General features: G+C 57.1%; 25 protein-coding genes and 1 tRNA gene. 14 read left to right on the top strand and 12 right to left on the bottom strand.

From position 1 onward, the window contains the following. Window positions 1-63 precede the first annotated feature (63 nt). The 4 genes from ACR0LN_RS19205 to ACR0LN_RS19190 all read left to right on the top strand — a co-directional run bounded on the left by ACR0LN_RS19205 (window position 64) and on the right by ACR0LN_RS19190 (window position 4,636). On the top strand, window positions 64-1,080 hold the full coding sequence (locus tag ACR0LN_RS19205; RefSeq protein WP_480431963.1) for an amino acid ABC transporter substrate-binding protein: 1,017 nt from the start codon (window positions 64-66) through the stop codon (window positions 1,078-1,080). 126 nt (window positions 1,081-1,206) lie between these two features. Further along, window positions 1,207-2,475: an amino acid ABC transporter permease gene (locus tag ACR0LN_RS19200; RefSeq protein ID WP_480431961.1), complete on the top strand. Its 1,269-nt coding sequence runs from the start codon at window positions 1,207-1,209 to the stop codon at window positions 2,473-2,475. Window position 2,476: 1 nt separating this feature from the next. Continuing rightward, complete coding sequence (locus ACR0LN_RS19195) at window positions 2,477-3,832, top strand: amino acid ABC transporter permease (RefSeq protein WP_480431960.1); 1,356 nt, start codon at window positions 2,477-2,479, stop codon at window positions 3,830-3,832. Between the two features lie 12 nt (window positions 3,833-3,844). Next, entirely contained in the window at window positions 3,845-4,636 is a 792-nt protein-coding gene (locus ACR0LN_RS19190; protein ID WP_480431959.1) for an amino acid ABC transporter ATP-binding protein, read from the top strand. 45 nt (window positions 4,637-4,681) lie between these two features. On the opposite strand, the gene ACR0LN_RS19185 is transcribed toward ACR0LN_RS19190, so the two are convergent. The 11 genes from ACR0LN_RS19185 to rpmH all read right to left on the bottom strand — a co-directional run bounded on the left by ACR0LN_RS19185 (window position 4,682) and on the right by rpmH (window position 13,555). Further along, window positions 4,682-5,179, bottom strand: a complete 498-nt coding sequence (locus ACR0LN_RS19185) for a SixA phosphatase family protein (protein WP_480431957.1) — start codon at window positions 5,177-5,179, stop codon at window positions 4,682-4,684. Further along, window positions 5,176-5,862 carry a ferredoxin gene (locus ACR0LN_RS19180; protein ID WP_480431956.1) on the bottom strand — a complete coding sequence of 229 codons (687 nt, stop codon included), beginning with the start codon at window positions 5,860-5,862 and terminating at the stop codon, window positions 5,176-5,178. Before ACR0LN_RS19180 ends, ACR0LN_RS19185 begins: the two co-directional genes overlap by 4 nt. A gap of 19 nt (window positions 5,863-5,881) precedes the next feature. Further along, the gene (gene argB / locus ACR0LN_RS19175) at window positions 5,882-6,745 is read right to left on the bottom strand and encodes an acetylglutamate kinase (protein WP_480431954.1); all 864 of its coding nucleotides are present in this window, start codon (window positions 6,743-6,745) and stop codon (window positions 5,882-5,884) included. Between the two features lie 61 nt (window positions 6,746-6,806). Next, the gene (gene yihA, locus ACR0LN_RS19170; RefSeq protein WP_480431953.1) at window positions 6,807-7,460 is read right to left on the bottom strand and encodes a ribosome biogenesis GTP-binding protein YihA/YsxC; all 654 of its coding nucleotides are present in this window, start codon (window positions 7,458-7,460) and stop codon (window positions 6,807-6,809) included. Next, the gene (locus tag ACR0LN_RS19165; protein WP_480431952.1) at window positions 7,457-8,194 is read right to left on the bottom strand and encodes an MOSC domain-containing protein; all 738 of its coding nucleotides are present in this window, start codon (window positions 8,192-8,194) and stop codon (window positions 7,457-7,459) included. The genes yihA and ACR0LN_RS19165 overlap by 4 nt, the downstream gene beginning before the upstream one ends. Continuing rightward, complete coding sequence (gene yidC / locus ACR0LN_RS19160) at window positions 8,191-10,020, bottom strand: membrane protein insertase YidC (protein ID WP_480431951.1); 1,830 nt, start codon at window positions 10,018-10,020, stop codon at window positions 8,191-8,193. Before yidC ends, ACR0LN_RS19165 begins: the two co-directional genes overlap by 4 nt. Window positions 10,021-10,143: 123 nt before the next feature. After that, window positions 10,144-11,712 (bottom strand): putative bifunctional diguanylate cyclase/phosphodiesterase, encoded by a 1,569-nt coding sequence (locus ACR0LN_RS19155; protein ID WP_480431949.1) that lies wholly within the window; start codon window positions 11,710-11,712, stop codon window positions 10,144-10,146. A 43-nt stretch (window positions 11,713-11,755) separates the two neighbouring features. Beyond that, window positions 11,756-12,649, bottom strand: a complete 894-nt coding sequence (ttcA, locus tag ACR0LN_RS19150) for a tRNA 2-thiocytidine(32) synthetase TtcA (RefSeq protein ID WP_480431948.1) — start codon at window positions 12,647-12,649, stop codon at window positions 11,756-11,758. Between the two features lie 81 nt (window positions 12,650-12,730). Further along, window positions 12,731-12,973 carry a membrane protein insertion efficiency factor YidD gene (gene yidD / locus ACR0LN_RS19145; RefSeq protein ID WP_480431946.1) on the bottom strand — a complete coding sequence of 81 codons (243 nt, stop codon included), beginning with the start codon at window positions 12,971-12,973 and terminating at the stop codon, window positions 12,731-12,733. After that, window positions 12,970-13,395, bottom strand: coding sequence for a ribonuclease P protein component (rnpA, locus tag ACR0LN_RS19140; RefSeq protein ID WP_480431943.1), 426 nt, complete (start codon window positions 13,393-13,395; stop codon window positions 12,970-12,972). The genes yidD and rnpA overlap by 4 nt, the downstream gene beginning before the upstream one ends. Window positions 13,396-13,420: 25 nt before the next feature. Continuing rightward, window positions 13,421-13,555 carry a 50S ribosomal protein L34 gene (gene rpmH / locus ACR0LN_RS19135; protein ID WP_005980833.1) on the bottom strand — a complete coding sequence of 45 codons (135 nt, stop codon included), beginning with the start codon at window positions 13,553-13,555 and terminating at the stop codon, window positions 13,421-13,423. A gap of 297 nt (window positions 13,556-13,852) precedes the next feature. Between rpmH and ACR0LN_RS19130 the strand changes: the two genes are divergently transcribed. The 10 genes from ACR0LN_RS19130 to ACR0LN_RS19085 all read left to right on the top strand — a co-directional run bounded on the left by ACR0LN_RS19130 (window position 13,853) and on the right by ACR0LN_RS19085 (window position 23,252). Further along, window positions 13,853-14,584, top strand: a complete 732-nt coding sequence (locus ACR0LN_RS19130) for a TVP38/TMEM64 family protein (protein WP_480432005.1) — start codon at window positions 13,853-13,855, stop codon at window positions 14,582-14,584. Between the two features lie 4 nt (window positions 14,585-14,588). Continuing rightward, a complete protein-coding gene (locus ACR0LN_RS19125; protein WP_480431941.1) occupies window positions 14,589-16,007 on the top strand; it encodes a dihydrolipoyl dehydrogenase family protein in 1,419 nt (472 codons plus the stop codon). A gap of 18 nt (window positions 16,008-16,025) precedes the next feature. Continuing rightward, the gene (locus tag ACR0LN_RS19120) at window positions 16,026-17,408 is read left to right on the top strand and encodes a sensor histidine kinase (protein WP_480431939.1); all 1,383 of its coding nucleotides are present in this window, start codon (window positions 16,026-16,028) and stop codon (window positions 17,406-17,408) included. 64 nt (window positions 17,409-17,472) lie between these two features. Continuing rightward, window positions 17,473-17,549, top strand: a tRNA-Arg gene (locus ACR0LN_RS19115). Window positions 17,550-17,697: 148 nt separating this feature from the next. Further along, on the top strand, window positions 17,698-18,867 hold the full coding sequence (locus tag ACR0LN_RS19110) for a tyrosine-type recombinase/integrase (RefSeq protein ID WP_480431937.1): 1,170 nt from the start codon (window positions 17,698-17,700) through the stop codon (window positions 18,865-18,867). Window positions 18,868-18,887: 20 nt separating this feature from the next. Beyond that, window positions 18,888-19,802 carry a hypothetical protein gene (locus tag ACR0LN_RS19105; RefSeq protein WP_480431936.1) on the top strand — a complete coding sequence of 305 codons (915 nt, stop codon included), beginning with the start codon at window positions 18,888-18,890 and terminating at the stop codon, window positions 19,800-19,802. 142 nt (window positions 19,803-19,944) lie between these two features. Continuing rightward, on the top strand, window positions 19,945-20,154 hold the full coding sequence (locus ACR0LN_RS19100; RefSeq protein ID WP_480431934.1) for a MerR family transcriptional regulator: 210 nt from the start codon (window positions 19,945-19,947) through the stop codon (window positions 20,152-20,154). 517 nt (window positions 20,155-20,671) lie between these two features. Continuing rightward, window positions 20,672-21,199 (top strand): helix-turn-helix domain-containing protein, encoded by a 528-nt coding sequence (locus tag ACR0LN_RS19095; RefSeq protein WP_480431932.1) that lies wholly within the window; start codon window positions 20,672-20,674, stop codon window positions 21,197-21,199. 31 nt (window positions 21,200-21,230) lie between these two features. Then, entirely contained in the window at window positions 21,231-21,866 is a 636-nt protein-coding gene (locus tag ACR0LN_RS19090) for a hypothetical protein (protein WP_480431930.1), read from the top strand. A 414-nt stretch (window positions 21,867-22,280) separates the two neighbouring features. Then, window positions 22,281-23,252 carry an NAD-dependent epimerase/dehydratase family protein gene (locus ACR0LN_RS19085; protein ID WP_480431928.1) on the top strand — a complete coding sequence of 324 codons (972 nt, stop codon included), beginning with the start codon at window positions 22,281-22,283 and terminating at the stop codon, window positions 23,250-23,252. 140 nt (window positions 23,253-23,392) lie between these two features. Here ACR0LN_RS19085 and ACR0LN_RS19080 read toward each other — a convergent pair whose 3' ends face one another. Beyond that, window positions 23,393-23,644 carry a hypothetical protein gene (locus ACR0LN_RS19080; RefSeq protein ID WP_480431926.1) on the bottom strand — a complete coding sequence of 84 codons (252 nt, stop codon included), beginning with the start codon at window positions 23,642-23,644 and terminating at the stop codon, window positions 23,393-23,395. Window positions 23,645-23,816: the final 172 nt, after the last annotated feature.

Below are 23,816 nucleotides of genomic sequence, written 5' to 3'. Positions count from 1 at the left end.
GGTGCCAAGGGTGCCGGACAGAGCCGTCCCAGGACCGGGGCGGATAATCAGGAAGAGGTAAAAATGAAAAAATCCGTAATCTTGGGCGTGGCAACCATCGCCGGCCTGGCTGCTGGCGCGGCTGCGGCGGGGACTGCCGATGATGTCAAGGCGCGCGGCAAACTGAACTGTGGCGTGGCGACCGGCGTTCCCGGCTTTGCCAGCCCGGACGCCAACGGCGAGTGGCAGGGCTTTGACGTGGCCGTATGCCGCGCGGTTGCAGCCGCCGTTCTGGACGATCCGACCGCTGTTGAATTCATTCCGACCACCGGTAAGACGCGTTTCACCGCGCTGGCGTCGGGCGAGATCGACATGCTGGCCCGTAACACCACCTGGACCTTCAGCCGCGACGTCGACCTGAAGTTCGAATTTGTCGGCATCAACTACTATGATGGTCAGGGCTTTATGGTTCCCAAGGCGCTGGGCGTCAGCTCGGCCAAGGAACTGGACGGCGCAACCGTCTGCATTCAGACCGGTACCACCACCGAGCTCAACCTGGCGGATTTCTTCCGCATCAACAACATGAGCTACGAGCCGGTTCCGATCGAAACCAACGCCGAAGCGCAGCAGCAGTATCTGGCTGGTGCCTGTGACGTCTACACCACTGACGCATCCGGCCTGGCGGCAACCCGCGCCACCTTCGAAAACGCAGCAGATCACGTGATCCTGCCCGAAATCATCTCGAAAGAGCCGCTGGGCCCGCTGGTCCGCCACGGCGATCACGAGTGGGGCGATGTGGTCCGTTGGACCCTGAACGCGCTGATCGCAGCCGAAGAACTGGGCGTGACCTCGGCCAACATCGACGAGATGGCGGCTGGCACCGACAACCCCGAAGTGAACCGTCTGCTGGGCAGCGAAGGCACTCTGGGTGAGATGCTGGGTCTGGACGCGACCTGGGCACAGCGCGCGATCAAAGTCGGCGGCAACTACGGCGAAGTGTTTGCCAAGAACATCGGTGAGGAAACTCCGATTGGTCTGGCACGCGGCCTGAACGCACAGTGGACCGATGGCGGCCTGCTGTACGCACCGCCGTTCCGCTAAAATCCACGGAAAAGGGCGCAGGGCAACCCGCGCCCTTTTTCCTTAAATAAGAAACACTCCCGAATAGATTGAGCGAAGACCAACTTCGCCGGCTACGAACGGGATGAACGGGGAAAAACATAGGTCATGACGACACTCACTGACCCGCCGAAGGAGCACTTCCGGCTGTCCATGCTCCTTTACGATACGCGGTATCGATCTGCGACTATCCAAGTCATCGCGATGATCGGTTTCATGCTTCTGGCAGCTTGGATTATCAACAACACGATCCAGAACCTCGAAACGCTGGGCAGAACAGTCGGTTTCGATTTTTTTGCCGAGCCAGCCAGCTATGACATCAACCAACGTCTGCTGGAATACGACTCGCGCGATACCCACCTGCGTGCGGCCTTTATCGGGCTGCTGAACACGCTGGTTGTCGCAGTTCTGGGCTGTATTACGGCAACGGTCATCGGCGTCATGGTTGGTGTTCTGCGGCTGTCGAATAACTGGCTGATTGCGCGGATCATGACGGTCTACGTTGAAATGTTCCGTAACGTTCCGGTCCTGCTTTGGATCGTGTTCGCCATGGCGATCCTGATCGAAAGCCTGCCTGCGCCGCGCGCCTTCCGGGGTGAAAATCCAGAAGCGACGATGGATCTGTTCGGCACGGTCGCTGTGACCAATCGCGGGGTCTACATCCCCGAATTCCTGTTTTCGCGCGGTTTGGGTGACATCCACCTGTTCGGCACGTCGAGCCTGCGGTTTGACGTCTCTCTGGACCTGATCGCGTTCCTGATCGTGCTTGGCGGCAGCATCTTTGCCATGCGGAAGGTTTCTGCATGGGCCAACGCGACGCAGGAAAAGACGGGCGACCGTCCGACCATCTGGCACATCCAATTGGGCCTGCTGTTCGTGCCGTCGGCCATCCTGCTGGGCGCACTGGGTTTCCATCTGGGCTACCCCGAGTTGAAGGGCTTTAACTTCACCGGCGGCACCCATCTGCGGAACTCGCTGATCGCGCTGTGGCTGGCCCTGTCGCTGTACACTGCGGCTTTCATTGCCGAGATCGTTCGCGCCGGTATTCTGGCCATCTCGAAGGGTCAGACCGAGGCCGCATCCGCACTGGGTCTGCGCCCGGGCCGGACCATGCGTCTGGTGATCCTGCCGCAGGCCTTGCGGGTGATCATCCCGCCGATGATCTCGAACTATCTGAACCTGACCAAGAACTCGTCGCTGGCGATCGCGGTCGGGTATATGGATATCACGGGTACGCTGGGTGGTATCACCATGAACCAGACCGGACGTGAGCTGGAATGCGTTCTTCTGCTGATGCTGGTCTACCTGACCATCTCTCTGAGCATCTCGGCGGTGATGAACTGGTACAACAACCGTGTCAAACTGGTGGAGCGGTAATATGAGTGATGTTTCATTTGTCCGCACGGAAATGTTGCCGGAACAGGCACCGCCTGCATCCGAGGTCGGTGTGCTGGGATGGATCAGGCATAACCTGTTCTCAAGCTGGCTGAATGCGATTCTGACAATCGTTTCGCTGGTCTTCATCTACTATGTGCTCTCCAACATTCTGTCTTGGACTTTCGAATCCGTTTGGAATGCCAATTCCCTTTCGGAATGTCGTGAGATCATGATGGCCACATGGGGCGACACCCATGGTCACGCCTGTTGGGGCGTGATCAAGGACCGGTGGCTGCAGTTGCTGTATGGGTTTTATCCACCTTATCCGGCGCATCCGGACGCGACGTGGTCCAACCCACCTGAATCGGGTGGTTGGCCCGCCTATTTCCGGCCTAACCTGACCTTCATCCTGTTGCTGGTTGCTATTGCGCCAGTGTTGTTCACCAAAGTGCCGCGTAAGCTGTTGATCGTAACAGCGGCTTATCCGTTCCTTCTGCCTTGGCTGATGTGGGGCGGCAGCATCTGGGGGCCACTGATGGTCGCTGCCGGATTTGCCATCGGGTATTTCGCCTACAAGGTCGTGCTTCCTATGGCGGGGTCCCTGACGGCGTTAATCCTGGCAATTGCGCTACCCATTCTGTGGTGGCTGTTTGCCGCTGGCGCAGTTGCTGACGCAATCAACTCTGTCATTCCGATTGGTATAGCGACTGTCGAAAGCCGTGACTTCGGTGGCTTCATGCTGGCGATCCTGTTGGGTGTTGTTGCCATTGGTGTTTCGCTTCCCATCGGCATCGTTCTGGCGTTGGGTCGTCAGTCCGACCTGATGATTGTCAAATACCTGTGCGTGGGCTTTATCGAATTCATTCGGGGCGTTCCGCTGATCACCCTGCTGTTCGTGGCCTCGCTGCTGTTGAACCTGTTCCTGCCGCCGGGCACCAACTTTGACATCATCCTGAGGGTGATGATCATGATGACCCTGTTCTCGGCCGCCTATATGGCCGAGGTGATCCGGGGTGGTCTGGCGGCATTGCCGCGTGGTCAGTATGAGGGCGCAGACAGTCTGGGTCTGAACTACTGGCAGGCGCAGCGGCTGATCATCATGCCGCAGGCGCTGAAAATCTCGATCCCGGGCATCGTGAGCACGTTCATTGGTATCTTCAAGGATACGACACTGGTCTCGATCATCGGTCTGTTCGACGTGATCGGCCTGACCAACGGCATACGCGCCGATACCGCCTGGAACGGCGTCTACTGGGAACTGTTTGCCTTTATTGGCGTACTGTTCTTTGTCGTCTGCTTCTCCATGTCCCGTTATTCCATGTACCTGGAGCGCAAGCTTCAGACTGGCCACCGTTAAGGAGTTCAACACATGTCTGAACTTGCAATTGAACGCGAAATCGACCGCTCCAAGATGCAGGTGAGCGACGAGGTCGCCATCGAAATCACCAACATGAACAAGTGGTACGGCTCCTTTCACGTGCTGCGCGACATCAATCTGACCGTCAATCAGGGCGAGCGGATTGTTATCGCGGGGCCGTCGGGATCGGGCAAGTCCACCCTGATCCGCTGCCTGAACGCGCTGGAGGAACACCAGCAGGGCACGATCATCGTGGACGGGACCGAGCTGTCGAATGACCTGAAGAACATCGACAAGATCCGGTCCGAGGTTGGCATGGTGTTCCAGCACTTCAACCTGTTTCCGCACCTGACCATTCTGGAGAACTGCACGCTGGCCCCGATCTGGGTGCGCAAGACGCCCAAGAAAGAGGCCGAAGAGCGCGCGATGCATTTCCTGGAAAAGGTGAAGATTCCCGATCAGGCGCTGAAATATCCCGGTCAGCTATCCGGTGGTCAGCAGCAGCGTGTGGCGATTGCGCGAAGCTTGTGCATGATGCCGCGGATCATGTTGTTCGATGAACCGACTTCGGCGTTGGACCCCGAGATGATCAAAGAGGTGCTCGACACCATGATCGAACTGGCCGAGGAAGGTATGACCATGCTGTGTGTGACCCACGAGATGGGCTTTGCCCGTCAGGTCGCCAACCGCGTGATCTTCATGGATGCCGGTCAGATCGTGGAGCAGAACGAACCGGAAGAGTTCTTCAACAACCCGAAAAGTGAGCGGACCAAGCTGTTCCTCAGCCAGATTCTGGGTCACTGAACCCAGCGAAAGTGACGAAAAGGCGGGGTTTTGCCCCGCCTTTTTTCATTCCAGCAACTCGCGCGGAATGGTGAACCCCAGCACGGTTCCGCTGTGCCAGCGGACCTGTGTCCAGTCGTCGGTATCAAAACGGATCACGGTCGTCGCACAGGTTGGGTAGTCATGAAACCGAGGGTGATCCGGGGCCTGCCGGACAATACGGCTGGCAAAGGTACCAATGCCGGGATTGTGCCCCAGTATCAGTACAGTGGGTTTCGTTGCCCCTGACAGTTCGCGTAGAATGTCCTCAGAAGCCGCGTGGTAGAGCGCCCGGTGAAAACAGACCTTATCGGCCTGCAGGCCCATCCTGTCCCAAGTCTCTCGCGTACGGGTTGAGGTCGAGCTGAGCACCTCATCCGGCAACCAGCCATTTTCGCGCAGCCATCTGGCGATCGCCGGGGCCGATTTGCGCCCGCGTTTGTTCAAGGGGCGGTCGTGATCGTCGAGCGACAGGTCTCCCCAACTGGATTTCGCGTGGCGGGTTAGGATCAGGGTGCGGGTCATGACGGGTGGAAAGCTCTCATGTGATGGGCGGATTGTTCCGGGTCGCGCCCAGCACCCGCGCTGAGCGGGCAGGACAGCCGTGCAAGGCAACCACCGCTCATGCAGGTTTGCCCTTCGGCGGTCGAGAGGTGGCCGTGGCAGGCGTCGACGTCATAGAAGCTTTGACTGTTCAGTGCACCGACCGGACAGGTATGGGTACAGGGAGCCGGGCAATCTGTGCAAGGTGACGTGCCGCTGCTTTCGGGGATGTCGAATTCCCGCGCGAAATGCAGCGCCCCACGGTATGAGATCATCATGCCCACCGTATCATGCACCAAAGCGCCGACCGGGCTGCTGAAGGTGCGACCGGATTTCAGCGCCCAGTCGATAAAGGGCGCATATGGTGGTCCGCCAAACGGAAAGTGTGCCTGTGCGCCCAGATCCTGAGCCATCTGCCCAATGACGCTGCTGGACCAGCGGTCCACCGGGTCCGGCCGCGACCATTCTGGGGACGCCTTCAGGACAGGCCAGAAAGCGGCACCCGCGCCCAACAGAACCAGAGTTCCCCCGTCCAGCCCCTTGGCACCACTTAGTCGTGGATGCGTCGCGCCCATGACGATCAGGCCCGCTTGATATGCCGCGCGCATGACCCAGCCATAGCTGACTGCCGCCGCGTAAGAGGATGGTGGGGGATGTCCGGTCATCTCTCCTCTGCGGGTTAGATCAATCGGGTCGGATCAGCGATCCGGCACCGTGTTCAGTAAACAGTTCCAGCAATACGGCGTTGGGCGCGCGTCCGTCCAGAATAACCACTGCGCGGACCCCGCTGTGCAGGGCGTCCAGCGCCGTTTCGGTCTTGGGGATCATGCCGCCTGCAATCGTGCCATCCATCGTCATTTCGCGGATCTGACCGGCTTTCAACTCGGTCACGACGTCTCCACCTGCGTTTTTCACACCAGAAACATCCGTCAGCAACAGCAGCCGGTCTGCCTTTAGCGCGGATGCGATGGCCCCGGCGGCGGTGTCGCCATTGATGTTGAAGGTCTCACCATTCTTGCCAGCCCCCAAGGGCGCAATCACCGGAATCACGTCGTGCGAGAACAGGTTATGCAGGATAGCCGGGTTCATCTCGGACGGAGAGCCGACAAACCCAAGCGAGGGATCTGCCTGATCGCAGACGATCAGGTTGGCGTCCTTGCCCGACAAGCCCACGGCGGTGCCACCCTGACCGTTGATCGCCTGCACGATGCGCTTGTTCACGAGGCCGGATAGAACCATTTCGACCACTTCGACGGTGGCCTTATCTGTCACACGCTTACCATTAACAAACTCGGACTGGATGTTCAGCTGATCCAGCATTGCATTGATCATCGGCCCGCCACCATGCACGATCACCGGGTTCACACCGACCTGACGCATCAGGACGACGTCGCGGGCGAAGCTCTCCATCGCTTCGTCGCTGCCCATGGCGTGGCCGCCCAGTTTGATAACGACGATTGCCCCATCATAGCGCTGTAGGTACGGCAGAGCGCTGTTCAAAGTGGCGGCGGTGGCGATCCAGTCCCGATTCATATCTCGTGTCTTCATGGCTGCTTATCCCTCTGAAGTTCCGTGTTAGGACCTTTGAAGGGTGCTGCCAAGGGCGAACCTATTCCAGGTGGGCTATGATAGACCGCAGTGTGGGGATGCCATCGCCCTTTTCAGACGAGGTCAGCACAATCTCCGGGTAGGCGGCGGGATGTTTCGACAGTGCTCCGCGCACCTGCTCCAGCACCTTTTCCCGATCCTTGGCTTTGACTTTGTCGGCTTTGGTCATCACACATTGAAAGGTCACGGCACTGGTATCCAGCAGCTTCATGATCTCGGCGTCGACCGGTTTCACCCCATGGCGTGAGTCGATCAGGACAAAGGCCCGGCGCAGGGTCTGACGACCGCTCAGGTACTGTTTCAGCAGCCGCTGCCACTTTTCCACCACCTTCACCGGCGCGTTGGCATAGCCATAGCCGGGCAGGTCGACCAGATAGAGTTCGGGGCCTTGGGTGAAAAAGTTGATCTCTTGCGTGCGGCCCGGCGTGTTGGACGCACGCGCCAGCCCCTTGGTGCCGGTTAGAGCGTTGATCAGGCTGGATTTGCCAACATTTGAACGGCCCGCAAAGCAGACCTCTAGCCGGTCGGGCGCGGGCAGGCCATTCATGGCGACTACACCTTTGACGAACTCGGATTCACCTGCAAACAACTTTCGCCCACGCTCTTGCGCGAACTCATCGGGATCTTCGGCCAAGGGGAAGGGAAGGGTGTTCATAGCAGTTCTACCTTATCGCCAACCGAAATTGCGCCGCCCTCAAGAACCTCGGCATAGACGCCAAAGTCCTTGTGACCCCAAGTCTCTAGTGCGCCCAGCGTATCCGCGTCACACGCGCCAGTTTCCGGGTTGGCTGTTGTCGCCAGACAGCGCGTAATGCGTTCACGAATGCGAAACACAGCGTCGCCGATCTGAAGGTCGCGGCCCAGCCACTCAAACTCCTCCCACAGAGGCAGACCATCGAACCAGATGTTGCCGCGCCAGCGGTTTATCGACAGGTCTTGCCCCAGCTTTTGGCCGACCGCGCGATGCGAGGCCATGTTGCACAAGCTGATTGAGGGAAAGTCACTGTCTGTCATTCCGCGCCCCGGTACCCGAATGATACGCGCGGATGCGGCTCGGTCCGGGGGCATCAGCGGTTTGACCCAATCAAGAAAGACCTGCTGTTCGCTGTCGGGGGCAAAGGTCAAATCCGGGCGGTCCGGGTGGGACAAAGTCAGCATATTCCCATTTGACCGCGCCGAAATCGCCATCAGTTGCGGCGCCTTGGCACCCCGGCTGAAGTTGGCGCAAGGAACCCAGCCCGAGCCATCCGCCTTGGAAGCCTCGTGCGCGACCGCCCAAACGCGATCCCCGGGCATGGTCTGCCCGGGGTTCACGGTTACGGTTTCGACGGCTTCGCGACCATGGCTTTTGATCGGATGCCGCCAAAGCTGGGTCACTTCAGCTGTCATTTATCATCCGTCTTTGGTGTGCGCTTAAAGCCGGATTTGATATTGCCGAACACGTCCGGCTTGTAGCCTTGGCTGCGCATAATCAGGTATTGCTGCGTAAACGTGATCGTGTTGTTCGCAATCCAGTAAACAACCAGCCCGCTTGCAAAACTGCCCAGCATGAACATGAAGACCCAGGGCATCCAAGCGAAAATCATCGCTTGCGTGGGGTCAGTCGGTGCCGGGTTCAGCTTTTGCTGCAGCCACATCGAAATACCCAACAGCAGCGGCAGGATACCGATGAAGATCAGCGCCATAAGCGACTCGGGTTCTGGACCGGCCCATGGCAGAAGTCCGAACAGGTTCATGATCGAAGTTGGGTCCGGCATGCTCAGGTCCTGGAAGGGACCAAACCATGGGGCCTGGCGCAGTTCGATGGTGACGAAGATCACCTTATACAGCGAGAAGAAGATCGGGATCTGCATCAGGATCGGCAGACAGCCCGCGGCGGGGTTCACCTTTTCTTTCTTGTACAGCTCCATCATACCCTGCTGCATCTTCTGGCGGTCGTCGCCTGCGGCCTCTTTCAGGGCTTCCATCTGTGGCTGAAGTTCCTTCATTTTCGCCATCGAGACGTAGGACTTGAACGCCAGCGGGAACAGAATTGCCTTGATGATCAGAGTCAGGCCGATAATGGACCAGCCCATGTTGCCGATCAGCAAATTGATGTTGTGCAGCAACCAGAAGATCGGCTTGGTCAGGAAAAAGAACCAACCCCAGTCGATGCTGTCGATGAACTTCTGAACACCTTCCGCCTGATACTCGCGAATGGTTGCCCATTCCTTGGCACCTGCGAACAGCTGCGTGGTGACCTCCTCCGTCGCGCCGGGGGCTACTGTCAGAGTCGGCAGAACGGTTTCGGTTTGATAGATTTTGCGGCGCGAGTCGTATTTTGCGGCGGCCTTGAACGCGGTACCCGGTTCGGGGATCAGCGTGGTCATCCAATAATGGTCGGTAAAGCCGATCCAGCCGTCTTCTTTGACCTGAAAGACTTCGGCCTGCGCGCGCTCGTTCGGGTCGATGTCGAAATCGCGGACATCGCCATAGTCGATCTCGGCCAACGTGCCATCAGCCATCCCGATCACGCCTTCATGCAGGATGAAGAAGTTTTTCAGACCGGGCAGATCGCCGTCTTCGCCAATCCCGTGGCGGGCCAGAATGCCGTAGGGGGCCATGCCAACCTCGGTGGCCGAATTGTTTTCGACCGACTGGGTGACGGTAAACATATAGTTTTCGTCCACCGAGATCATGCGGCGGAAGGTAAGGCCCGTATCATTTTCCCATTTCAGCGTGATCGGTGTGTCGACGCCCAGAGTTTCACCCTGTTCGACCGTCCACAGCGTGTTCGGGCCGGGCACGTCCGCGCCCCCAACTCCGGCGCCCGGGGCCCAACCATATAGAGCATAGTAGGCAGAGTCCGATCCGACCGGGTACAGCAGCTCGACAATCGGCGCACCATCGTCGATGGAAACCTTGTAATCCTTCAGGAACAGCTCATCGATGCGACCGCCCGACAGCGACAGGCTTCCTTGCAGACGGGGAGTGTCAATCTCAACCCGAGGAGCCTGCTCTTCCGGCAGAGTTTCTTCGGCGGCGGCGGTAGCTTCGCCGACAGTGCCTGTGCCAGCTGCGCTGGGTGTCTGAACCTCGTTGCCTTCACTGGCGGCAATCTCGGCCCCTTCCGGCACGGTCGTCTGCTCCGGTGGTGGGAACAGCACGAACCAAACAAGGATCACGAGAAAGCTGAGCGCGGTTGCAAGGATGAGATTCTTGTTCTGATCGTCCATCGGGGACAGCCACCTTAAGCAGTGAAACACACCCGCTGGGTTCAACAGAGTGCAGGCCCAAAGGTCAAGCGGAATCGCCTGTCATTTCGTCACGGATGGCGTATCTTTGGCGTAAATCAGCGATTACAGGCCTGTCTTCCGCCCTATCCTCGGCATTTCGTTGACCTTGAACTGATGCGCGGCCATCCAATCCAGTGTCTTTTCAAACGGCATTGGCTTGCCGATCCCAAAGCCCTGAACGTGATCACATCCCAGTTGCGCCATCAGGGCGTGCTCACCCTTGGTCTCCACACCTTCGGCAAGGGTTTCGACATTCAGACGTTCTGCCATTGTGAGGATCGCACTGACAAGTTGCTGCTGGCTGGCATCGCGATCCGCTTTGGCAACAAAGGACCGGTCGATCTTGATCCGAGCCACGTCAAAGCGTTTGATCGACGCAATCGACGCGTGACCGGTGCCGAAATCGTCCAGATCAATGCAACAGCCCATCTTGGACATGCTGGTCACATTGCGGGTAATCACATCATCAGGGCGGCGCGAAAAGACCGTTTCCAAAATCTCAACCGCCAGCCGGTCCGGGGTCAGGTCGTTTGTGTCCAGTTCCCATTTCAGGCGGTCGACTAAGGCTGGGTCACGTAGTTCCTCGGACGAGAAATTCACGCTAATCCGCGGCACCACGACCCCCGCGCGGTCCCAGTCGCGCATGGCCGCGAAGGCGTAATGCCGAATCGTTTGGCCGAATTTTTCCATTAATTCAGACTGTTCAGCAAAAGGCAGAAAAACTTGCGGCCCCAGCACACCTTTCTGCGGGTGTTCCCAACGCGCCAAAGCCTCGAATCCAGTGACCTGCCCGGTGTTCGTTGAAATCTGAGGCTGAAACCAGGGCCGGATGTCGCCGTTGTCCAACGCTGTTTCGAATTCTTTACGTAGGTTGGCGCGAATGCGCGAGCGGCGGCGGGTTTCGTCGGAATATGCACGAATTGACGATGGCCCATTACGCTGGGCTTCATTCAGCGCGGCTGAGGCGGCGTCGATCCAATCTTCGTATTCTTCTTCCATACCGGACAACAAGCTGAACCCGATCGAGCAAGACACGTACATTCCAGCACCATTCAGCGTAAAAGGGTCCTCAACGGTCGCCTGAATGCGTCCGGCCATCTGAATGCAGACTTCAAGGTCCAGTTGATGGGAGGGGGGCAGGCCGATTACGATCTTTTCCTGGTCCAGGCGAGTCGCGATGTCCTGTGAGCGAACGGCCGATAGGATGCGGCGGCCGAACTGATCTGCCAGGTGATTGGCGGCCGCGTTCCCATGCAGATCCAGAAAATCCGAATACCCATCCAAAGAGACTATGATGCAGGCCGAGTCTGCACCGCTGATTGAACATGACTTGAAGATGCCTTCCAATTCGGCGGCAAAAATGTCCGTTGCCATCAAACCACCAGGCGGACTGCGCAAGTGGTGTTTCTTGGCAGTCCGCGCTTCTATTGTTGCAGCGCCCAAAAATACCAGCGGCAGGCTGAGGGCAACGATCACCAGCGCGCGCTCTCCTCCTATCCAGAAGGCCGCAAGGCTGATAGCTGGAACAAAAGCCAGCGCAGCCGGGCCGTTCAGAACGGACGCAAGAGTGTCGAAAGCGCGTTCGATTGAGATACGTTTCCACATCGGTTTTCTGGCCTCTAGGTTGGGCATGGCGCGTTTAGTGCAACCGTAAAAAACCAATCTGAGTCAGACGTTAACGCAACTGTGGAATTTCACCCGAATTTTCGTCTTTTTTGCCAGGGTTCAGCGCCAGATTTACGAAATCGAACAGTTTCGGGTCCAGCAGATGCGAAGGCCTCGCGTTGGTCAGCGCCCGAAAAATCACCTGACGCCGCCCGGGACTGTTCTTTTCCCATTGGTCCAGAATCTGCTTTACCTGCTGGCGTTGCAGCCCGTCCTGACTACCGCACAGATCGCAGGGGATGATGGGGTAATTCATCGAGGTGGCAAATTTCTCGCAATCGGCCTCGGCGACGTGGGCCAGCGGGCGGAAGACAAACAGGTCGCCCTCTTCGTTCACCAGTTTCGGCGGCATGGTCGCCAGACGCCCGCCGTGGAAGAGGTTCATGAAGAAGGTCTCGAGGATATCGTCACGGTGATGGCCCAGCACCACGGCCGAGCATCCCTCTTCCCGTGCAATGCGGTAGAGGTTGCCTCGACGCAGGCGCGAACACAGGGCGCAATAGGTGCGGCCCTGCGGAACTTTGTCCATGACGACCGAGTAGGTGTCTTGATATTCGATACGATGGGTGACACCCATGCGTTCCAGAAACTCTGGCAGAACAGTTGCCGGAAAACCGGGCTGACCCTGATCCAGATTGCAAGCCAGCAGATCGACGGGCAGCAGACCGCGCCATTTCAGCTCATGAAGAACCGCCAGCAGAGTATAGCTGTCCTTGCCGCCTGAAAGGCAGACCAGCCATTTGGGTGGTTTGCCGTCCTTGTCGTGTGCGGACGGGTCCACCATCCCGTAGTGCTCGATGGCTTCGCGGGTCTGACGCACAATGCGTTTGCGCAGCTTCTTGAACTCGGTGGTCGAGGGCGCGCCGGCAAAGAGCGGGTGGATATCGTCAGCTTCGTCAAACATGCGCAGCACCTACAGCAGTTGATACAACCGGGCAAGTGGCCGGTTGCTACGGCAGGGCATGCACGCGCAATCAGATCGAGGTCACTTACAACCGTCTTTGTTGCAGCAAGGCACCGGGTCATATCCGGTGCCACCCCACGGATGACAGCGGCCAATCCGCCGCGCAGCCAGCCACGCGCCCTTGATTGCCCCATGTTTTTCCAGCGCTTCCAAGGCATAAGCCGAGCATGTGGGCTGATAGCGGCAGTTAAACCCGACCCATGGGCTGAAGATCAGTCGATAGGCCCGGACGGGCGCAGCGAAGATATGCGCCAGCAGAGTCATTTCCTTGGCCCGTGCACTTTGCGCAGGGCATAGCGCAGATCTCCAAGCAAAGCCTCGAACGGACGCGCAGCTGTGACCTCGGCGCGACCGATCAGGACGTAATCCCAGCCTGCTTGCCCCAGAACGGGCAGCACGGCGCGGGCGGCTTCGCGCAGACGCCTTTTGGCGCGGTTGCGAGCGACGGCGTTTCCGACCTTTTTGGAACAGGTGAACCCGACACGAATTCCCGGCGCCTCGTCCGGGGCACGTTTCCGGGCCTGTACCATCATTGATGACGTGCCCTGCCTGCGCGCGCGGGCGGCTTTCAGGAATTCCGACCGTTTCTTTAGAACGATCAATGTTTCAGGCGCGCAAACGGACGCCGCCGGGGGCGTTTCCCCGGGGTGGTCCTTACCATCCACAGGGGCCTCCGGCGGCGTCATGTTCATTACCTGATCGGTGAGCGGTTTACGCGCTCAGCGATTTGCGGCCACGTGCGCGGCGCGCGTTCAGGATCTTGCGGCCAGCCTTGGTGGCCATGCGTGCGCGGAAACCGTGGCGGCGTTTGCGAACCAGGTTCGAAGGCTGATAGGTGCGTTTCATCGCTCCGTCTCCAATCAATAACGGTGGGGTGCGGCGCGGATTCGCCTGGCCCAAGTGTTCGAAGCCCGTCCTCTACTGGGTAGCGGGGGGTAAGTCAAACCCCTAGGTGGGGGTTTTGACGCTATTTGCAACAATTCTGTAACCGCAGCGCACAAAAGGTTTCAAAATAGCGGGTTTAAGGGCCTTATCCCTCACATTCGCGGCTGTAAACATCAACGCAGCGTGAGGTGCCTGTTGCATCGGGCTGCGACGGCGCATGTTGGAGGCAGAATGAAACGCACAAAACCGGACAGCGTCATGAGCGATACAACTCAGGCCCCGCGCAGCGGGCTTGCGCGACATATTCCTTTGCTGGTGATTCTCGCCGTAGCTTCGGTGGGTTTCTTCACCTTGGGTGATTACCTGACCTTTGAGACGCTGCGCGACAACCGCGAGGCGCTGCTGGAATGGCGTGACACGCATTACTGGTCGATGGCCGCCATGTTCATTGCGGTCTATATCGTGATTGTGGCTTTTTCGCTGCCCGGCGCCGCAGTGGCGTCAATGACCGGAGGGTTTCTGTTCGGCCTGTTCGCCGGCACCGTCTTTAACGTTTTTGCAGCAACCGTCGGCGCGTCGGCTATCTTTCTGGCCGCCCGTTGGGGGCTGGGCGAATCCCTGACGGCGCGGCTGGAATCCTCGGAAGGGACGATCAAGAAGCTCAAGGACGGGTTGCGCGAGAATGAGATATCAGTGCTGTTCCTGCTGCGCCTCGTGCCGGTTGTGCCGTTCTTCGTGGCCAATCTGGTGCCAGCGCTGGTCGGCGTAAAGTTCCGCAACTTCCTGATCACCACGGCGCTGGGCATTATTCCGGGTGGCATCGTTTACACTTGGATCGGCGTCGGGCTGGGCGGTGTGTTCGACCGAGGCGAAACGCCGGATGTCTCGCTGCTGTGGGAGCCTTTCGTCATCGGCCCGATCCTGGGCTTGTGTGTGCTGGCGGCATTGCCAATAGTCATCAAAGCCTTGCGCGGCAAAAAGGACGCCTGATCTCATGCAAGAACTGAAAACCGATATCCTGGTGATCGGGGCCGGGTCAGGTGGCTTGTCCGTTGCAGCCGGGGCCAGTCAGATGGGCGCGGATGTGATCTTGCTGGAAGGTCATAAGATGGGCGGCGACTGCCTGAACTTTGGCTGTGTGCCGTCGAAGGCGCTGATTGCCAGTGGTAAGGCGGCCTATGGGCAGGCGCATGCGGTGGCGCTGGGCGTGGCCGATGTGGTGCCGCAGGTGGACTATGCCGCTGCTAAGGATCACGTGCATGACGTAATCGCTCAGATTGAGCCAATGGACAGTCAGGAACGGTTCGAAGGCTTCGGGGTCAAGGTGATCCGGGAATATGGCAGCTTCGTCTCTCGGACGCAGGTGCAGGCAGGGGATCACCTGATCACCGCACGGCGTGTGGTGATCGCCACCGGATCGTCGCCTTTGGTGCCGCCCATCCCCGGTTTGGATCAGGTGCCCTACTATACCAACGAGACCATCTTTGACTTGCGCGACAAGCCCGAACACTTGCTGATTATCGGTGGCGGCCCCATCGGGATGGAGATGGCGCAGGCGCATATCCGGCTTGGCTGCGAAGTAACCGTGATCGAAGGCATGAGAGCGCTGGGTAAGGATGACCCCGAAGCGGCAGAAATCGTGCTGGATGCATTGCGCGCCGAGGGGGTGGCGATCCACGAAAACGCTATGGTCGCGCAGATCCGCGACAAAAAAGGCGTGGTCGAGGTTGTGACCGAGAATGGAGATATTTTCTCGGGCTCACATTTGCTGCTGGCCGCCGGGCGCAAAGCGAATACCGACCGATTGAACCTTGAAACTGCAGGTGTCGAACCGACCCGCACCGGGATCAAGGTTGATGAGACGCTGCGCACGACCAACCGCAAGGTCTATGCCATCGGCGACGTTGCAGGCGGGATGCAGTTTACCCATGTGGCCGGCTATCACGCAGGGATCATCATCCGCTCCGCCCTGTTCGGGCTGCCCTCCAAGGCGAAAACAGCGCATATCCCCTGGGCCACCTTTACCGACCCGGAACTGGCGCAGGTCGGCCTGACCGAGGCGCAGGCACGTGATGAACATGGCGACAGGGTGGAAATCGCGCGGTTCGACTATCACCACAACGACCGAGCCATCTCAGAGCGGAAAACAAAAGGCTTTATTAAGGTCATGGTCGTAAAAGGCCGTCCCGTGGGGGCTACAATCGTGGGGCATCAGGCGGGCGAACTGATCAACTTGTGGTCGCTGGCCTTGGCCAATAACCTAAAGATGGGGCAGATCGCTGCGATGGTTTCGCCCTATCCGACGATCGGAGAGCTTAACAAACGGGTGGCGGGTGCCTATTTCACGCCAAGGCTGTTTGATAATCAGACGGTTAAACGAGTGGTCAGGTTCGTCCAGCGCTGGATACCCTGATCGGAAAGGAAGAGCTTAGTGAACTCGCTGTCGGGCCGATTTCTGATCCTGACGACGGTCTTCGTGATGTTGGCCGAGGTATTGATCTTTGTGCCCTCGATCGCGCGCTTTCGCGAGGATTTCCTGCTGAACCGGCTTGAGCGGGCGCAGATCGCTTCGCTGGCGCTGTTGGCCGATGACATGCTGGCCGAAGACCTTGAAGCCGAGCTGCTGGCCAATGCGGGCGTTTATAATGTGGTGTTGCGCCGGGATGAGGTGCGGCAACTTATGCTGTCCTCTCCTATCCCCGAGGCGATCACCAATACATATGACTTGCGGGATGCTGGACCGTGGATTCTGATCCGTGATGCCCTCAGCCGTCTGTTTACCCCGGAAAATGAAGTCATTCGGGTCATAGGTGAGCCGGTCAAAGGCGCTGGGCTGCTGATCGAAGTCACCATCGATACCATGCCGCTACGGATGGCGATGACCGACTATGGCTTGCGGATTCTGGGGCTGTCTTTTGTCATCTCGATCATTACTGCTTTTTTCCTGTTCCTTGCCGTGCGCGTTGTCTTGGTAAAACCGATCAAAAGCGTTGTGGGGTACATGCAGCGCTACGCAGGGGCCCCCGAGGATGCGCGCGGCATCATCTCGCCAAACTCCAAGGTTACCGAACTGCGCGAGGCCGAAGAGGCGCTGCAACAGTTGCAGACCGAGTTGACTCAGGCTCTGAAACAACGGGAACGACTGGCGCAGCTGGGTGGGGCGGTGGCAAAAGTCAGCCACGATCTGCGCAACATCCTGACCTCGGCCCAGCTGTTCACCGATCGGATTGAGGGCAGTGATGACCCGCTCGTGCGGCGCATGGCGCCGAAACTGGTGAATTCCATCACGCGCGCGGTCTCCTTATGCGAAAGCACGCTGGCCTTCGGTCGTGCGGAAGAACCAGCGCCGACACTGACCATGGTGCCCTTGCGCGATGTTGCCGAAGATGTGGTGGCCAGCGAGAAATTGGCTGTGGCCGATGCCTGCGTCGAGATCGTGAACGAGGTGCCCGAAAACCTCGTGGCCCGCGCGGACCCGGAACAGATTTTTCGGGTCATGATGAATCTGGTGCGCAATGCACGTCAGGCGTTGGTGGCTTCTGGCAAGCCGGGCAAAATCACCATCGCCGGGTGTGTTCATGAAAATGACTGGTGTGTCGAGATACGGGACAATGGACCGGGTTTGCCGCCCAAGGCACGCGAGAACCTGTTCACGCCGTTTCAGGGTGGGGTGCGCAAAGGGGGCTCGGGCCTTGGGCTTGCTATCTCGCAAGAGTTGGTGCGCGGACATGGCGGGGATCTGGTTTTGAAAGACACCGGGCCAGAGGGAACCACCTTTGAAATTCGCCTGCCGCAGGGCGACGTGACTTTTTAATTTTTTTTTGAAGAATCGACTTGCACGTCCTCTGAGGTGGGTCTACATAGCGCCTCACCAACGCGGACCGATAGCTCAGCTGGATAGAGTACTTGACTACGAATCAAGGGGTCGGGGGTTCGAATCCTCCTCGGTCCGCCACTTGGTAATTTCCTCGAATTATGATGAACCACACTAGGTTGCTTAAACCTCTGTGTTTTATGGCTGTAGTCTCACTAGCGTGTTTCATTGGATTTTATCCGATTGCACCACTATACTTTCATTGAGTGGTATATTTTGTGGTATTTTCATGGCTGCGCTCAGCGGAAAGCTAACAAAGAAGCTGGTAGAGAATCTCGGTCCGGGTCGGCATGGCGACGGTTCTGGCCTGTACCTTGTTGTTGATCCATCAGGCGCACGGCGCTGGATCGTACGCGTAACGGTCAAAGGACAGAAGAACCGCAAGGGCGCTCCGCTACGCACGGATTTCGGGTTAGGTGGCGCTGATGTTGTCACACTAAACCATGCCCGAGAAAGAGCGCTCGAATACAGGCGAATGGCGAAGGCCGGTTTGAACCCGCGCTTCAATGCCCAACGCGAAATCCCGACCTTCGAAGAACTCAGCCGACAGGTTCATATCGACCGCTTGCCGACATGGAAAAATGCCAAGCACGGCCAGCAATGGCTCAACACTTTGCGCGACTATGCGTTCCCCAAGATCGGCCGTATGCCTGTCGACAGTATTGATCAGCCCGAAGTGCTGATGTGCCTATCCCCCATCTGGACCGAGAAACACGAAACTGCAAAGCGATTGTCCCAGCGGATCAAGACGGTGCTCGACGTGGCAAAATCCAAGGGTTTCCGCTCGGGCGAGAACCCGGTGACCGCTATCCGCGAAGGTAAAGTGCTGCCCACCGTCAAAGCCAAGGTCCAGCACCATGACGCAATGCCGTGGCAGGAGGTGCCAGCGTTCTATGCCGAGTTGCAGACCCGTTCAGCCATGGCAGCCAAGGCGTTGCAGTTCACCATTCTGACCGCCTGTCGAACCTCAGAGGTGCTGGAGATGAAATGGCCCGAGGTCGACGTCGATGCGCGCCTGTGGACCATACCATCGGAGCGCATGAAAGGCGGGCAGGTCCACCGCGTGCCCCTCGCTGACGAAATGCTGGCCATTCTGGAGCCGCTGCGCGCGCTGGCCTCTGACTATGTATTCGAGGGGCAAAAGCGGAATCAGCCGTTGTCGAACATGTCCATGCTGATGCTACTGCGCCGGATGCGGCAAGATGGCGTCACTGTGCATGGCTTCCGCAGTTCGTTCCGAGATTGGGCGGCGGAGTCTGCAAACGCGCCTCGAGAACTGGCAGAGGCGGCTTTGGCCCATCAGATTGGGACCGATGTGGAGCGGGCTTACGCGCGGTCGGATTTGTTGGAAAGGCGGCGAAAGTTGATTGAAAAGTGGTGTGAATTTGTGGCGTGTTGAGCGGCGGGAGGGACCCAAAATTGACGGATAAAGAGCCGATTGATGTGTATTCCGAGATTCCAGATCTCGAAATGATCCACTGGGTGTCAGAAAAAGAGTCAATGAGAGGTAAGGCACTTGCAAGCGGTTATCGGCCAAAAGAGCAATACAAGACGTACGATGATCTTTACAAATCTTTAGAGGAACACGGGCCACTCGTAGTTACCAGCTCAGTGGTCGATGTAATTTTTGTTGCAATAGGAGGCGAATTTGACGGTCACGTTATGGCAATTCGCCAGTCGGGCCTAAACATACGTCGCTTTCTCATCCGCTCAGATACCTTTGAGGAAGAATTCGGTAGCTTCCAGAATTGCCTCGATCACATCAGGAGTAATAATGCAGTTGGTGTTGAAATCGAGTTGAAACACTTAAGTGACTTAGCCGAAAAGCTCGAGCTAGACCCTTTTGCGATAGATCCAGAGCGATCCTACGATAGATTAGAAATTGACGTAGTCGCAGCACTACAAATCAGGCTTCTTGCTCAAAACATTATCGAGGATGATGAAAGGCTAGACTGGGTTTTCCGGCTCGGATTTTGTGTGGGTAGATTGTTTTCGAGTGCTCAAAACTTGGCGACCCTCGAGCCAGACGCGCGACGAGCTTATGAGTATGAGCAAAGCTATCGTGAGCGAGGCTTTAAGGGAAAGTCAAAAGATAGAAAACAAATGCGCTTGGACCATCTTTTTGCCCATATCCAGCAGTTGGTGGAGGTAAATCCCGCATTATCAAGGATGAAGCCGATTGACGTTGCCAAATTGGCGTTGGTTGATGCGTCGACGGAAAATCCCTCGCTTTGGTCGCAAGGAAAAGGGCAACTTGAAGCATACATTACCTCTTTCGCAAGCGAAGAAAGGTTTCGATCAAAGTATAGAGCACTATTCCCAAAAACCGGCTAGCAGGTTTCAAAGAAGCTTAGGGTTGGCTAGGTGATAGACGCTATCTGTAAATGCGCTTAAGTGCTTGTTTTTCATTGCTGACAATTGATCTATTCTGCCCATAATTGGGAGCCATCGCAACTGATCCAAGAGGATTTCAACGATGGCAAACGTCTTCAATGAAGACCGGGTCTATTTCCCAGAAGACCCTGAAATGCAATTGCTGGGAAACCGCGAAAAGCTGGCTCAATGGCGCCACCGCATGTGTGGTCCGGCCTTTATCCGCATCGGTCGGCGGATTGCCTATCACGGCGCCGATCTGAACGCCTGGCTTACGGCTCGGCGCACCGATCCTAACAACGAGGCTGCATAATGAAAAACCCCAACTCCAAGCGCGGAGATGGGGCTTTTCCAGTGACATCAACTGCCACCCTAGCAAGTTCAGTTGATGCCACAGGATGCCCCGCGCCGACAAGACAAAACGAGCGCCGTTACTACTGGTCACCTCTGAGCCAATCGGTTGAACGGGTGATCGTGCGGAAAGGACGGATCGAGCATGGCTGATATGTCCTTCTCCAAGCCGAACAGCACGAGTCTCGACAGGGGGCCAGACACTGGCCCTCTTTCTCGAACCGATCATCGGGAAACTGCTGAGAACTACAGCGGCGAGCTCTTTCGCCATGGTGTTTACCGCGTCGCAGTTTGTCGGGACAGTATCCAATGGCTGTTTCAGCGTCAGAGGCCCCATTTTCAGGCCGGGGGAGCGGCCTGGGACACGCTCGGGTACTGTGTGTCCAAATCCGGCCTAACCCGGCTCGTCCGGGCGCATATCGGCTGGGATATTCCAGAACTGGGCGCGGTGCCCGAGCATTTCCAGCGGAGATGTCGCGATGAGTAAGCGGCGACCCCCTGCGGGTAAACGATCGGATGAGGGCCAATATGTTCCTCTGCCTTATGCCATGATTAAATCTCAGGCATGGCGGTCGTTGTCCGGACCTGCCGTGAAGCTCTGGCTTGAGCTTCACACCCGCTACAACGGTGGCAACAACGGCAAGGTGTTTCTGTCGATGAACGAAGCGGCAGAAATCTTGGGGTTGGGCAAGGCCACCGTTCAACGCGCTTTCGAGGATCTGCAGGACAAAGGCTTCCTTGTGCTGGAGCAAGAAGGCAACTGGTATCACCGCCAAGCCCATGAGTGGCGATTGACGACCAAGCCGACGCAGACCCGGTCCGTCAAGAAAGTCGCCACCAACGACTGGCGCTTATGGCAGCCCGAAAAAACAAAACGCGGTTCTGAGACGGACCCGTCAGCATCCTCTGTGGTTCCGTTTGAGAACCCAAAGACCTCCCATGGTTCCAAATCAGAACCCGTCAGACCGGTTTTTTGTCGGTCCTTCGGTTCTGAATCGGAACACTAATACTAACCACTCCCTGTTACGCGAGGCGGATATGAGCAAGACACAGAAAGACAATGGTAACGATCTGCTGACAAAAAATTCCGAGCTTACCGAAGCAGAAACCAATGCGATTACGGATTTGAAGGAACGGAAGAGATCACGCGTTCAAGCCCCGGACATCAAGTTGGACTTCGATGAAGACACACGCAGGCTCACGGTTGGGCATAAAGGGAAAGACCCAAACGCAGCCTGTGCCTTGGCGATGCATGAACTCGGCACCGTTGATTACCGGTTCTTCGAAGGCGTTATGGACCAAGTCGCAATTCTCGGACAACAGGACAGCTCGGTTTCTGAGACCGCGTCGAACTTCGTGATGTCCGTTGTTGCTGGGGTCAGACCCCGAGACGAGATTGAAGCCATGCTTGCGATCCAGATGAGTGCGATCCATCAGGCTACGATGATGATGGCACGCAGGCTCAATCACGTAAAAACTCTCCCGCAACAAGATTCAGCAGAACGGGCGCTTAACAAACTTGCACGGACCTTCACAAGCCAGGTTGAAACCCTGAAACGGTATCGCTCCAAGGCAGATCAAACCGTCCGGGTCGAACGCGTCGAGGTCAAAGAAGGTGGTCAGGCTATTGTTGGCAACGTTCAAAACGGTGGGCGGTCCAATGACAAAAAGTGACGACAACCTCAAGGACCCCACCAAACGGCTCAGGAATGCGCCCAGATGTACCGCCACGGCAAAGTCCACGGGCCAGCGATGTCGCGCACCCGCCGTTCGGGGCTGGAGTGTTTGTCGCATGCATGGGGCTAGAGGTGGGCACGCTGCTGGGCCAAGCCATCCTTCGTGGAAGGATGGGGAACGGTCGAGAGAAATCGAGGAAATGCGCAAGACGATCAATGAACTAATCCGCACTGACAGGGAACTGCAGAAATTGATCCATTAATCGGGCACCGACTGATAACAAGGCAAAGCAGTCGTTCGAGCGAAGTGCTTGGATGGCTGCTCCGAGCCCAAAGCGGGACTTACACTTATATGTCGACTGCTTTGATGAACTAGACGATAGTTGTTCCGCTGGTAGTAAAGGAAACTCAAATGATGTCTCTTACGGAGCCATTCTTGGTTGATCCCGCGCGTGTGGTTGGGCCCGTCTTGGTCACGGGAGCCAGTGGGTGCATCGGCTCTTGGGTGGTCGCAATACTCCATCAATCCGGTGTTCAAGTCATCGCCTGCGACTTGGAGGACAATCGCTCACGCTTGTCTTTGTTGATTGGAGAAGCAGAAGCCAACGCGGTCGTTTGGGAGACCTTGGATGTTACAGGCGGGGAAGTTCTCAGCAACTTTTGCAAAACGAAAAACATCACAAGCATTATTCATCTCGCCGGTCTTATGATCCCGTTCTGCAAAGCCGACCCAGCGCGAGGGGCTCGAGTCAATGTCGAAGGTACGATAAATGTACTCGAAGCGGCGCGTCACAACGGCATTAAAAAGCTTGCTTATGCCAGTTCCTCAGCAATTCATGGTATGCCGCCTGGAGGACCAACGATTGCCACACTTTACGGCGCTTACAAACTTGCGAATGAATACACCGCCAAAGTGTATTGGCTGGACTGGGGAGTACCCTCCATCGGCATCAGACCAAATGTTGTTTATGGTGTGGGACGAGATCAGGGCATGACTTCCGAATTCACTGTTGGAATGGCTCATGTAGCAATGGGGGAAGCGTTCCAAGTCTCATATGGCGGACCGATTAGCTGGCTTTACGCGGGTGAAGCAGCGGCTGCATTCATAGCAGCGGTGTGCAACGACGGAGAAGAAGCACTCGTTTTTGACCTCAACGGGACTTGCATGTCAGTTGAAGAAGGGTTGGAAATCCTATCCAAGCTCGCTCCCGATCATGGCATGACAACTTCCGGAACATCCTTGCCTGTCCCAGCTGACTTGAGTGACCAGCCAATCCGCGATTTCTTGGCGGATTACCCATCTGTTTCACCTACTGACGGGATCAAATGGACGCTCGACGCGTTCACTAAATTGAATGCAGAGCGAAAGTTAGCCGCCCGCTAAGTCCGCAGTGCTGTTACTCACCATAATTCAACGAACGATCGCTCCGAGCCCAATGCGGAGAATGCGGCGCATTGCACCAATGTCTACTATCGCGGTGACAAGGGATATCAGCTGCAGCTGTTGGCTGATTGGGACATGGCTCAAACGTGCTTCGAATGCAATCGTTCGGCGGTGCATTGCAGCTTTATTGCGAAAGCATTCAAAATCAGTGCAATTCTGCTCCGAAGGAACATAGTTGTTTGTTTGCGCTTGTGCTGCCGTGCCGTTTTGGCTTCACGCACCAGCGTGCGTCGACGGTTGGCAAGGTATGCATCCTGAGCAACCTCAAAGCGGTTTCTGGGGGGAGTTTGCTGGCGTATCTCAGAAAGATAAGTGTTCAGATCGAATACCATAGCGTGCTCTTGTGTTTGAATTATCGGTTCTACTTACATCCTGCTGTCTTTCAAAAATTTTCGTAATCCACTAAAAATGCAATTGAGAACGGCGGTGAGAAAGTCGACCACGGTAGCGGCGGGATAACCCTGCTGCGGGCGGCGTAAAAGTCGTCCATCTTTGCCCTTCTTT

The sequence above is a fragment of the Ruegeria sp. AA6 genome (genome assembly GCF_056542865.1).
The sequence above is the reverse complement of the archived record's forward strand: the minus strand, read 5'-3'. Positions and strand labels throughout refer to the sequence as shown.